Origin of the sequence: Corallococcus interemptor (assembly GCF_003668875.1) — a bacterium.
GTDB lineage: Bacteria > Myxococcota > Myxococcia > Myxococcales > Myxococcaceae > Corallococcus > Corallococcus interemptor.
In genome coordinates this window covers 15,655-27,710 of record NZ_RAWM01000002.1, presented here as the reverse complement: position 1 = coordinate 27,710, position 12,056 = coordinate 15,655, and the positions used below count along the sequence as shown (strand labels likewise).

Below are 12,056 nucleotides of genomic sequence, written 5' to 3'. Positions count from 1 at the left end.
TTCCATCCTCAGCAAGGAGCCCCAGCCCGTGGCCTCCCGGGTGAAGTGCCTGCTCGTCGACGACCTGGAGGAGAACCTCCTGGCGCTCTCCGCCGTGCTGCGGCGCGACGACGTGGAGGTGCACTGCGCCCGCTCCGGCGCGGAGGCCCTGGAGCTGCTGCTGCTCCACGAGTTCGCGCTCGCGCTGGTGGACGTGCAGATGCCGGAGATGGACGGCTTCGAGCTGGCGGAGCTGATGCGCGGCTCCGAGCGCACCCGCGACGTGCCCATCATCTTCGTCACCGCGGGCGCGGGCGACCCGTGGCGCACCTTCAAGGGCTACGAGGCCGGAGCGGTGGACTTCCTCTTCAAGCCGCTGGAGGCCCACGCGCTGCGCGCCAAGGCGGAGGTCTTCTTCCAGATGCACCGCCAGAAGCAGCAGCTGGCGCAGCAGCTGGACACGCTCGCGGAGACCCTGCGCCTCAACGAGATGTTCACCGCCGTGCTGGGGCACGACCTGAGAAACCCCCTGTCCGCCATGCTCACCGCGGCGGACCTGCTCCAGCGCCGCTCGGAGGACGAGGCCGTGAAGAAGACGGCCTCGCGGATGATGGCCGCCGGCAAGCGCATGAGCCGGATGATTGAAGACGTGCTGGACCTGGCGCGCGCGCGGCTGGCCGGAGGCATCCCCCTGCGCCGGGGGGAGACGGACTTCGGGCAGCTGGTGCAGCGCATGGTGCAGGAGCACCAGACGGCCTGGCCGCGCCACCGCATCGAGGTGCGGCAGGACGGCGACCTGGTGGGGGACTGGGACGCGGACCGGCTGGCGCAGGTGGCCTCCAACCTCATCGGCAACGCGCTCCAGTACGGCGACGCCGCGGAGCCGGTGCGCATCCACGTGGACGGCACGCGCGACGACGCGCTGAGGTTCACCATCACCAACGTGGGCGTCATCCCGGCCCACCTCTTGCCCTTCCTCTTCGACCCGTTCCGCGGCGGCCAGCAGCGCCGGGGCCGGGGAGAAGGCCTGGGCCTGGGGCTCTACATCGTCCAGCAGATCATCCACGCGCATCAGGGCGGCGTGGAGGTGCTCTCCGGCACCGGGCCCTACACGGAGTTCCGCGTGGTGCTGCCGCGCAAGGGCGTGGAGGTCGTCAAGCTGTAGCGCCGTTGTCCGCGGGCACGCTGCCCGGCCCGCCCGGATCCACCGGCGGCAGGGTGTGCATCCCCCAGCGCTGTCCGGCCTGCCAGGTGGGCACGCCGGAGACGCCCCAGCCGGCGCGCTGGGCCTCGCGCCCCTCGAACTCCAGCCAGAAGACGGCGGTGTCCGGCCGCGCCGCCTGGTCCAGGCACGCCACGCGCGACAGCGTGCGCCCGTGCGAGTCCAGCGCCACCGCGAAGGGCTTGTGCGAGTGCCCGCAGAGCACCCACTTCGGGTGCACCGTGTCCACCAGCTTGCGCGTCACCGGGTTGCCAATCCACGGCGAGGGCAGCGGGCGCTCGGGGGACAGCCGCTCGTCGCGGGCCTTCTGCACGATGCCCCGGGGCCACTCGTGCACCAGGAGCAGGTCCACGTCGCGCTCCGTGGCCACCCGCTCCACCTCCGGCGTGCGGAAGTAGCCCGCCTGCTTCGCCGTATCCAGCGACGTGGGGCGCTTGAGCGGCTGGTCGATGAAGCGCGGCGCGTGGATGCCGGACAGGTACGCCACGCGCAGGGGCCCCAGGGTGCGCAGCCCCGCGCGGCCCAGGTAGTGGACGCCCGGGGCCAGCTCGCCTCCATCAGGCAAATCGTGCAGCGCCTCGAAGTCCTCGTTGTTGCCGCCAATGAAGTACAGCGGCCGCTTCACGCGGCGGATGCCGTCCGCGTACTCGGCGAACTCGGCGGGCATGGAGCGCTTGGCGGCCTTGCGCCGGTGGTCGTCCGCGTGGCGGAAGGCCTCCACGTCGCCCACGGCCAGCACGTAGTCCACCGGGCGGCCACGTGCCTCTTCCAGCGCGTCCAGCCACGCCTCCACGCGGTGGAAGCGTCCATGGATGTCACCCAGCGCGGCGACGAGGAGGGAGTCCTGCGGCATGCCCTTCACTCAAGGGCTCCCGCCCCGTCCTGTCGAGTCATCCGCCACCGGCACTTTCCGGTGACGGACGAATGGCCGCTTTTGCCTAGGGACAACCCAGAGGATACGTGACCTCCACCACCACGCCCGGGGCCGGGGCGCGCAGCCGCTCGAAGATGACCGCGTTGGCCCGCGCGTCATAGGCCCAGCCCTCCGTCACGGGCACCCCGTCCACCCGGACGGCGATGGCGCCGGGGTCCTCCGGCAGCTCCGACAGGGGGAAGGCGCGGTTGGGCCCGAAGGCGCTCTCCGACAGCTTCTCCAGCGACGCGGCCCAGTTGGGCGTGCAGATGCTGTCCACCACGCCGTTGAGCCTGCGGGCCAGCTCCATGTAGCGGCTGCCGGAGCTGCTGGAGGTGGTGCAGGTCGTCAAATCCTCCGGGCCCACCACCGCGTTGAAGCTCACCTTGGACGGGTCGTTCCCCTTCAGGGCCAGCAGGTACGTTTCATAGAAGGCCACCGGCTGCGAGCTGAAGTCCTCCTCGTCCGACAGCACGATGATGGCCAGCTTCGCGTCCTCGCGCAGGAAGCCGCCGTTGCCGTCGTTGAGCTGGGGCGTGCGCGGGTCGTCCAGGTTGTAGAGGAGCGGGTCCGACAGCGCCCGCCAGGTCGCGTCCAGGCCCTGCTCGTTCCAGTGGCACACGCCCACGTGGGTGTTGTTGGCGAAGACGCCGGCCGCGTTGGGCGTCTCCGGGGTGATGATGCGCGGGCTGGTGCCGTCCACCGGGAACAGGCGCCCGTTCTCACCGCCCAGCGCGCCGCCGGGGCACTCGGACCAGCCGCCGGGGGACGGGTCCAGGCCGGTGGTGGTGACGCCGATGCGGTAGTCCACCTGCGCGGCGGCGGCCTGGGACAAAAAGGCCGCGAAGTTCGCGCCCAGGCTCTGCTGCTCCTCCATCATGGAGCCCGAGTTGTCGACGACGAAGAGCACGTCCACGCGCGCCTCCGCCTGCTGGATGAAGCGGTCCGTCTGGTCCGTCTTCGACAGCCCCCGCCCCACCAGGCCCGCGTTGAAGACGGCGCCGTCCTTCAGCGTGAAGCGCACCGTCGCCGCGTCGTCTCCCTCCTCCACCGGCGCGTACTTCGCGGTGAGCTTCACGCGCCCGCCCGGGGGAATCGTGGCCGGCAGCGCGCCGGACACCGCGAACTGCGCGCCCGCCTGCTCCAGCTTCATGCCCGCGACCTTCACCTCTCCCGGACAGTCGTTGTAGGCCATGAACTCGCGGGTGCGCGGGCCGCACACCAGCCGGTTGATGCCGAAGTCCACCGTGGTGGGCTGCACGGAGAAGCACCCCTGCACGCCCCGGCCCACCAGGTTCACCAGCGGATGGCCGTGCGTGGGGTGGCTCACCCACCCTTCCGCCAGCCCCTGGAACTCCCCTTCCGAGGGCGGCTGGAAGCGCACGATGAGCGTGGCCTTCTTGCCGGGCTCCAGCACCCTGTTGGGCAGCGTGGACGCGCGGAAGGCGGGGTCCGACCCGGACGCCAGCTGGAGCGCGGACAGGAAGCACGCCTCCGTGCCGGTGTTGCGCAAGGTCAGCCCCAGCGCCACCTCCGAGCCCACCGGCACCTGGCCGAAGTCCAGCACCTGCGGCAGCGCGTACTCGCACGGCGCGAAGGCCCGGCCCTCGCCCGACAGCGTCACGCCGTCCGTGGCGCTGGAGGTGCGCTGGGTGGAGGTGACGGCCAGCTGGCCGCTGCTCACGCTGCCCACGCCCGCGCGGGGGCTGAAGGTGACGCCCACCCTCAGCGTGCCCCCCGGCGCCACCGGCTGCGAGGACGACGGCTGCGCGAGCGTGAAGTAGCCGCCCGCCTGCGTGGTGAGGTGCAGCCCGGTGACGGTGGTCTCCTCGCGGCAGCGGTTGTGCACCGTGACGTCGCGCGTGGCCGTCATGCCGTAGGCCACCGGCCCGAAGTCCAGGTGCGAGGGCAGCACCTCCACGCACGACGCGCCGCCCTCGCCCGTCAGCGACACCTTGGGTCCGGGCGACGTCGTGCCGGGCTTGCGCACGGCCACCTCCACGCGGCCGTCGCGCACCCTACCGGTCGCCTTGGGCGTGAAGGCCACGCGCAGCTCCACCACCGCGCCCGGCAGCAGCACGTCGCTGGGGAGCGCGGGCGCGTTCACCACCTTGAACACGCCGGACGGGTCCTCCAGCAGCACCGCGCCCTTGTAGCTGAGCGGCTCCGTGCCCTGGTTGCGCACGGTGATGCGCTCCTCGGCGGTGGCGCCCACCGCCACCCGGCCGAAGTCCACGCGCAGCGGCGTCACCTCCAGCGCGCTGGCCACGCCCGTGCCCGTCAGCGTCACCACCGCGGGCTCGCAGCCGTCGCACACGGCCACGTGCAGGGCCGCCTCCGCGTTGCCCAGCCGCACGGGGCTGAAGGCCACCGCCACCCTGCGCGTCTCATGCGGCGCCAGCGTGGAGGGCAGCCCGGCTCCGGCGGAGAATTGATCCGCGTCCGAGCCCTCCACCGACAGCACCAGCGGGCTCTCCACGTCGGAGGGGTTGCGCACCGTCACCTCGCGCATCTCCACCAGCCCCAGGTTCACGTTGCCGAAGTCCAGCGCCGTCTCCGGCACCTCCACCAGCGCCTTCACGCCGCGCCCGCTGACGGGCACCTGCGTCGCCGCGCCGCCGGACGCGTCCGTGAAGAGCTCCAGCTGCCCCTGCACCGCGCCCTCCACGTCCGGCGTGAAGCGCACTTCAAGCTCGTGCTCCTCGCCGGCCGTCAGGGTGAAGGCGTCGAACGCGGGGACGCTGACGTTGGGCAGCGACGAGCGCGCGCCCTCCACGCGGTACGACGCGCGCCCCTGGTTCGCCAGCCGCAGCTTCAGCGTCTTGGTGCGCCCCACCGCGGCGGGGCCGAACTCCAGGAGCTCCGGCCGGGCGGCGAAGCCCGTGCGTGCCTGCTGTGAAGTGGGCCGCTCACACGCCGTCGCCGCCACCAGCACCGCCAACACCAGCCATCGGAGTCCACGCATACAGAGTCCCCCTCTTTCCGACTCACGGCACCGGTGTCCCCCCACACAGCACTGCGCGTGGATCCGGTTGTCTTGGAAAGGTGCAACCCTGGTGCCTGAACGTCCCAACGAGGCGCCGTCGCGCCGCCAACACGGCAAACGGGCGCCCACGTTGGGGAACGGGCTTTAACGGGTAAGTCAGGAGATTCCACGTTTCGTGGAAGCGACTGCAAAAGCTTCTAAAACGGTGGCTGCCGCACCGACCTCCTGTCCTCGGGGGCCGTGCGACTTCCAGCGGGGAGGAGTGCAGCGCGCAGGACGGCCGGGTGCCCGGCTGGCGGTGGGGATGCGGGCGGCGTCCTGGGGTGTTTCCGCTGAACCTCTCCGGTCCTACGCCTTTGCGTGCACCGGAACACCCTTTCAGTGATAAAGCGCGCCCCATGTCCGAGCCCGACGTCATTTCCATCCGCGGTGCCAGGGAGCACAACCTCAAGACCGTCTCCCTGGACATCCCGAAGAAGAAGCTCGTGGTGTTCACCGGCGTGTCGGGCTCCGGCAAGAGCTCGCTCGCGTTCGACACGCTCTACGCGGAAGGCCAGCGCCGCTACGTGGAGAGCCTGTCCTCCTACGCGCGCCAGTTCCTGGGGCAGATGGAGAAGCCCCGCTACGACACGCTGCGAGGCCTGTCCCCCACCATCTCCATCGAGCAGAAGGCGGCCAGCAACAACCCGCGCTCCACGGTGGGCACCGTCACGGAGGTGCACGACTACCTGCGCGTGCTCTACGCCTCCATCGGGGTGCAGCACTGCCCCAACTGCGGCCGCAAGGTGGGCAAGCAGAGCGCGCAGCAGATCGTGGATGAGATCATGAAGCTGCCGGCGGGCACCAAGCTCCAGGTGCTGGCGCCCATCGTCACGAACCGCAAGGGCGAGCACAAGGACCTGCTGGCCGAGGCGCAGAAGCGCGGCTTCTCCCGCGCGCGCGTGGACGGCAAGGTGCGGGAATTGGAGGAGCGCATCGAGCTGGACAAGAAGTCCAAGCACGACATCGCGCTCATCATCGACCGTCTGGTGTTGAAGCCGGACCTGCGCACGCGCCTGACGGACTCCGTGGAGACCGCGCTGCGCGAGGGCAAGGGCACGCTCATCATCACGGATGAGAAGGGAAATCTCGCGTCCGACCGCGTGATGAGCGAATTGAACGCCTGCCCCGCGTGCGGCCTGTCCTTCGGGGACCTCACGCCGGCGTCGTTCTCCTTCAACAACCCGCTGGGCATGTGCACGGACTGCAACGGCCTGGGCACCCGTCCGGAGATGGACGCGGACCTGCTGGTGCCGGACCAGACGCGCAGCATCCGCGACGGCGCGATTGAGCCGTGGGCCAGCGGCATGAACCGCGGCGAGGGCTGGACGGCGGACTTCGTGGAGAGCCTGGCGACGGCGTTCAAGATCGACCTGGACGTGCCGTACGCGAAGCTGTCCAAGCGGGAGAAGGACGTCCTGATGAACGGCGCGAAGGGCAAGTCCTTCACCGTGCAGTGGGGCGACAACGGCCAGTACGACATGGAGTGGGAGGGCCTGCTCGCCCGCACCATGCGCAACTTCAAGACGACGACGTCCGAGGCGCGCAAGGCGGAGCTGCAGAAGTACTTCAGCGACAAGCCCTGCCCGTCCTGCAAGGGCGAGCGCCTGCGCCCGGAGAGCCGCGCCGTGAAGGTGCACCAGCGCACGCTGGTGGACCTGAGCCGGATGACCATCACGGAGGCGCGGACGTTCCTGACGCAGATGGGCCTCTCCGCGCAGGAGGAGAAGATCGCCCAGGAGCTGCTCAAGGAGATCCGCAGCCGCCTGTCCTTCCTGGTGGACGTGGGCCTGGGCTACCTCACCCTGGACCGCACCGCGTCCACGCTGTCCGGCGGTGAGAGCCAGCGCATCCGGCTGGCGTCGCAGATGGGCAGTGAATTGACGGGCGTCATCTACATCCTGGATGAGCCCTCCATCGGCCTGCACCAGCGCGACAACGGCAAGCTGCTGGCCACGCTCAAGCGCCTGAGGGACCTGGGCAACTCCGTCATCGTCGTGGAGCACGACGAGGAGACGATGGAGGAGGCGGACTACCTGGTGGACTTTGGCCCCGGCGCGGGTGAGCTGGGCGGCCAGGTGGTGTCCCAGGGCACGCCCAAGCAGGTGATGGCGGACGAGAAGAGCCTCACCGGCGCGTACCTCTCCGGACGCCAGGAGATTGAGATCCCGGAGACGCGCCGCCCGGTGAACCCCAAGCACCAGATCTCCATCGTGGGCGCGACGGAGAACAACCTGAAGAACGTGGACGCGGACATCCCGCTGGGCATCTTCACGGCGGTGACGGGCGTGTCCGGCGCGGGCAAGTCCACGCTGATCAATGAAATCCTCTACCCGGCCCTGGCGCGCGCGCTCTACGACAGCCGCGAGCCCATGGGGAAGCACAAGTCCATCAAGGGCCTGGAGCACCTGGACAAGGTCATCGACATCGACCAGCGGCCCATTGGCCGCACGCCGCGCAGCAACCCGGCCACGTACACCAAGGTGTTCGACGCCATCCGGGAGGTCTTCGCCATGACGCCGGAGGCGCGCACGTTCGGCTACGGCCCGGGGCGCTTCAGCTTCAACATCAAGGGCGGCCGCTGCGAGGCGTGCGAGGGCGACGGCGTGAAGCTGGTGGAGATGCACTTCCTGGCGGACGTGTACGTCCCCTGCGAGGTCTGCAACGGCAAGCGCTTCAACGAAGCGACGCTGCGCGTGCGCTACAAGGGCAAGAACATCGCGGAGACGCTGGACCTGAGCGTGCGCGAGGCGGTGGACCACTTCGGCGCGCACAAGGACATCATGCGCGTGCTCACGACGCTCACCGACGTGGGCCTGGGCTACCTGCGGCTGGGCCAGCCCTCCCCCACCCTGTCCGGCGGTGAAGCGCAGCGCATCAAGCTCGCCCGCGAGCTGGCCCGGGTGGCCACCGGGCGCACGCTCTACATCCTGGATGAGCCCACCACGGGCCTGCACTTCGAGGACATCCGCAAGCTGCTCTCCGTGCTCAACCGGCTGGTGGAGGCGGGCAACAGCGTGCTCGTCATCGAGCACAACCTGGACGTCATCAAGAGCGCGGACTGGCTGGTGGACCTGGGGCCGGAGGGCGGCGCTGGCGGCGGCAACATCCTGGCCGTGGGCACGCCGGAGGACGTGGCGAAGGTGGAGGCCAGCCACACCGGGCGTTACCTCAAGCACGTGCTGGGCAAGGCGCGCCGGGCCCGCATTGGCAAGCGCGTGGACGCGGCCTGAGGGGCCCCGGTAGGGTGGGGGCATGGCCGAGACCTCGACCGCCCCCAACCGCTTCCCGCCCCAGATTCCCTACATCATCGGGAACGAGGCCTGTGAGCGCTTCAGCTTCTACGGGATGCGGAACATCCTCACGGTGTTCTTCATCGACTACCTCTTGCGCACGCACGTGCCGGAGACCGGGGCGCGGGAGGCCCAGGCGAAGGGCCTGTTCCACCTGTTCATGGCGGGGGTGTACTTCTTCCCGCTCATTGGCGGCTACCTGGCGGACCGCTTCTTCGGGAAGTTCCAGACCATCTTCGTGCTGAGCCTCGTGTACTGCGGCGGGCACGCGTGTCTGGCGCTCTTCGAGGACAACGCGACGGGCTTCTACACCGGCCTGACGCTCATCGCGATTGGCTCAGGCGGCATCAAGCCGTGCGTCTCCGCGATGGTGGGCGACCAGTTCACCCACGGCAACCGCCACCTGGTGAAGAAGGTCTACGCCATCTTCTACTGGACCATCAACTTCGGCTCGTTCTTCGCGTCGCTGTTCGTGCCCCTGTTGATGACGAAGTTCGGGCCGGCGGTGGCCTTTGGCGTGCCGGGCATCCTGATGTTCCTGGCCACGGTCATCTTCTGGGCCGGCCGCAAGCACTACGTGATGGTGCCGCCCACGGGCCCCAACCCGCATTCGTTCCTCAAGGTGGTGTTCAGCGCGTTCAAGGGTGACGCGCCGAAGGGCGCCCACTGGTTGGACAGGGCCAAGGCCGCCCACCCGCCGGAGGCGGTGGAGGGCGTGAAGGCCGTGTTCCGCGTGGCCGGGCTGATGCTGCCCTTCGTCCCCTTCTTCTGGATGTTGTTCGACCAGAAGGCGTCCACCTGGGTGGTGCAGGCGCGCGCCATGGATCCGCACGTGGGCAGCGTCGTGTTCCAGCCCAGCCAGATGCAGTTCATCAACCCGGCGCTGGTGATGGTGCTGATTCCGTTCCTCACCGTCATCATCTACCCGGCCTTCCAGCGCCTGGGCTGGGAGCTGACGCCGCTGCGGCGCATGCCCATGGGGCTGGTGTTTGGCGCGCTGTCGTTCGTCATCGCCGGCGTCTTCCAGGTGGTGATGGAGGGCGGCACGACGCTGAACATCGCCTGGCAGCTGCTGCCGTACATCGTGCTGACGCTGGGGGAGATCCTCATGTCCACCACGGGCCTGGAGTTCGCGTACACCCAGGCGCCCCGCGAGATGAAGGGCACCGTGCAGAGCGTGTGGCTGGTGACGAACACGCTGGCGAACGTGGCGGTGGCCATCGCCGCGGCGCTCAACGTCTTCACGGGCTCCGCGCAGTTCTTCTTCTACGCGGCCCTGGCGTCCGCGGCCGCCGTGGGCATGGCGCTGGTGGCCCGCCGCTACGTGGTGCGGGACTACTACCAGTCGGACGCGCAGGCCCCCGTGGATGGCCGCAGCCCCGGCGTGGAGCCGAAGCCGGCCTAGGGTCCCAACCCGGCGGGGGCCGCGGCCCGCGGTCCCTGGCGGGGCAGCTCCACCGTGAAGGTGGCCCCCTGCCCCGCCTCACTTTCGACCTGCACCGAGCCTCCCAGCCTTTCGACGAGCTGGTTCACGATGTGGAGGCCCAATCCCAGGCCTCCGTAGTGGCGCGACGACACCGCGCGCTCGAAGGCCCGGAAGATGCGCGCGTGACGCTCCGCCGGGATGCCGATGCCCTGGTCCCGGACCTCCAGGCGCGCCACCTCCGCGTCCCCCTCCACCCGGACTTCAATGGGCCGCCCCTCTCCGTACTTGATGGCATTGGAGAGCAGGTTGGTGACGATCTGATCCAACCGCGAGCGGTCCCACACGCCCGGCATCGCCGTGCCGGCGTGGACCCGGAGCCGGGTGCCCGTCGAGGCCAGCTCCGGGGTGAAGCGCGCCGCGACGTCGCGCACGAGCGCGGCGAGGTCCACCTCCTCGAACTCCAGCTCCAGCTTCCCGGCGTGGATGCGGGAGACGTCCAGCAGGGTGTTGACGAGCTTCGCCATCCGCTTCGCCTGACGCTCGATGACCTCCAGGGAGTGCGTCACGGACGCCACCGGCGCGGTGCGCAGCGCCCCCGTCCGGCCCAGGCGCATCAGCCCCTGCACCGACAGCTGGAGCGAGGTGACGGGCGTCTTCAGCTCATGCGAGGCGATGGAGAGGAATTCATCCCGCAGGCCAATCGCCAGCTGGGCCTGCTGGTAGAGGCGCGCGTTGTCCAGCGCCATGGCCGCGCGGCGCGCCAGCTCCTGCGCGAGCGCCAGGTCCGCCGGGCCATACGGGCCTCCGCCCCTCATCCGCGCGAGCGTGAGCGCGCCGAGCGCGTGCTCCCGGGCGAGCAGCGGCACGGAGATCCACGACTGGAACTCGACGACCTCCGACAGGCTCTCTGCGTCCCGCACGCACCCCAGGGACATGGCCGCGCAGCCGTCCGGACAGAACTCCGCTTCCCCCAGGCGCAGCACCCGTCCCGGGCCATGCGCGGCGTCCAGGTCGGGCAGCGAGCAGTGCATCCGCGAGGGCACGGTGTCCCGCAGCGCCTCCGAGCGGGCCTCGGCGATGCGCTGGAAGGAATGCCCTCCATCCAGGAGGTCCACCGCGCACCAGTCCGCGAACCGCTGGACGGTCAGCGCGGCCACGCTCCGCAGCGCGTCCTCGGGAGCGAGCGAACCGGCGAGCAACCCGGACGCCTCCGCCAGCAGCGCGGACCGCCCCTCCTGCTCCTCCGCGCGGGCGCGCGCCTGCTGTTCTCTCTGGAAGGTCTGGTCGCGCTCCTGCTGCATCCGGCGGTGCTCGGTGATGTCGATGCCGGTGGCGATGACGTACTCGATGGCGCCCGACTCGCCTCGCAGGACATTGCTGGACCAGGAGATGAGGCGGCGCTCTCCCTTGCGTGTCAGCCAGTCGGACTCGTACTGATCGAACCCCCGCCCGGACGCGAGCACGGCGAAGTGCGTCACCACCCGCGCGGCTTCGTCCGGCGGCAGGAGCCGCTTCCAGAAGGGCTCACCGCGCAGCTCCTCGAAGGAGTAGCCCGTCACCTCCTGGCACGCCCGGTTGAAGCGGACGATCCTCCCTTCGGGATCCAGGACGATGACCAGCGCCCGCGCCGTGTCCAGGACCGCGGAGCTGAAGTCCCGCTCACGCTGGAGCGCGCGCTCGCTGTCCAGGGTCCGGGCGAAGAGCTGCCGGTGGACGAGCGCCGTGCGGAGCACGCCCCCCAGCCGCTCCACCATGCCCCGGTACTGCCGGGGCAGGTGCGGCTCGCGGTCGAAGTACATCAGCAGCAGGCTGGAGGGCGCCCCGGCATCGTCGATGGGCACGGACCAGCGCACGAGGCCCGGCGAGGCCAGCTCCGGATAGGGCAGGTCCACCCAGAGGGCCCCGGGCTGCCTCGGGTGCGGGGACAGCCTGGGAATGGGGATCTGGCGGGAGGCCGGGGACAGCCCGCTCGCCCCCAGCAGGCCGACCTGCCCTCGCGCGTCCGGCTGGAGCCAGAGGGCGACCGCGCATCCCAGCCGCTCCGCGACGCGGTCCAGGAAGTCATCCGCGGGCGTGCAGGGATTGAGCAGGTCCAGCGCGGCGACGGTGAGCTCCTGGAGCACGCTCAACAGCGCCAGCCGCTCCTCGGTGAGCTTGTGGTCCGCGTCCGCGCTCAGGTCCACCATGCGCCACCTCGT

General features: G+C 70.3%; 6 protein-coding genes. 3 read left to right on the top strand and 3 right to left on the bottom strand.

Annotated elements, in window-relative coordinates; all coding sequences use genetic code 11:
• Nucleotides 1-28: 28 nt before the first annotated feature.
• Nucleotides 29-1,144, top strand: coding sequence for a hybrid sensor histidine kinase/response regulator (locus D7X96_RS00910; protein ID WP_208647250.1), 1,116 nt, complete (start codon nucleotides 29-31; stop codon nucleotides 1,142-1,144).
• Here D7X96_RS00910 and D7X96_RS00905 read toward each other — a convergent pair.
• The gene (locus D7X96_RS00905) at nucleotides 1,134-2,054 is read right to left on the bottom strand and encodes a metallophosphoesterase family protein (RefSeq protein ID WP_121768749.1); all 921 of its coding nucleotides are present in this window, start codon (nucleotides 2,052-2,054) and stop codon (nucleotides 1,134-1,136) included. The two genes, D7X96_RS00910 and D7X96_RS00905, sit on opposite strands and share 11 nt — an antisense overlap.
• An 85-nt stretch (nucleotides 2,055-2,139) precedes the next feature.
• Nucleotides 2,140-5,079, bottom strand: coding sequence for a choice-of-anchor D domain-containing protein (locus tag D7X96_RS00900; protein WP_121768748.1), 2,940 nt, complete (start codon nucleotides 5,077-5,079; stop codon nucleotides 2,140-2,142).
• A gap of 419 nt (nucleotides 5,080-5,498) precedes the next feature.
• On the opposite strand from D7X96_RS00900, the gene uvrA reads away from it, so the two are divergent.
• Together uvrA and D7X96_RS00890 are read left to right on the top strand one after the other, a co-directional pair.
• The gene (gene uvrA, locus D7X96_RS00895; RefSeq protein ID WP_120550923.1) at nucleotides 5,499-8,372 is read left to right on the top strand and encodes an excinuclease ABC subunit UvrA; all 2,874 of its coding nucleotides are present in this window, start codon (nucleotides 5,499-5,501) and stop codon (nucleotides 8,370-8,372) included.
• 22 nt (nucleotides 8,373-8,394) lie between these two features.
• Entirely contained in the window at nucleotides 8,395-9,837 is a 1,443-nt protein-coding gene (locus tag D7X96_RS00890) for a POT family MFS transporter (RefSeq protein ID WP_121768747.1), read from the top strand.
• Here the strand turns inward: D7X96_RS00890 and D7X96_RS00885 are convergent.
• The gene (locus tag D7X96_RS00885) at nucleotides 9,834-12,044 is read right to left on the bottom strand and encodes a sensor histidine kinase (protein ID WP_121768746.1); all 2,211 of its coding nucleotides are present in this window, start codon (nucleotides 12,042-12,044) and stop codon (nucleotides 9,834-9,836) included. The two genes, D7X96_RS00890 and D7X96_RS00885, sit on opposite strands and share 4 nt — an antisense overlap.
• Nucleotides 12,045-12,056 lie beyond the last annotated feature (12 nt).

Bases quoted from the DNA above. Each gene is read 5' to 3' on its own strand.
- D7X96_RS00900 (WP_121768748.1), bottom strand. From the start codon at position 5,079: ATGCGTGGACTCCGATGGCTGGTGTTGGCGGTGCTGGTGGCGGCGACG.
- D7X96_RS00905 (WP_121768749.1), bottom strand. From the start codon at position 2,054: ATGCCGCAGGACTCCCTCCTCGTCGCCGCGCTGGGTGACATCCATGGA.
- D7X96_RS00885 (WP_121768746.1), bottom strand. From the start codon at position 12,044: ATGGTGGACCTGAGCGCGGACGCGGACCACAAGCTCACCGAGGAGCGG.
- D7X96_RS00890 (WP_121768747.1), top strand. From the start codon at position 8,395: ATGGCCGAGACCTCGACCGCCCCCAACCGCTTCCCGCCCCAGATTCCC.
- uvrA (WP_120550923.1), top strand. From the start codon at position 5,499: ATGTCCGAGCCCGACGTCATTTCCATCCGCGGTGCCAGGGAGCACAAC.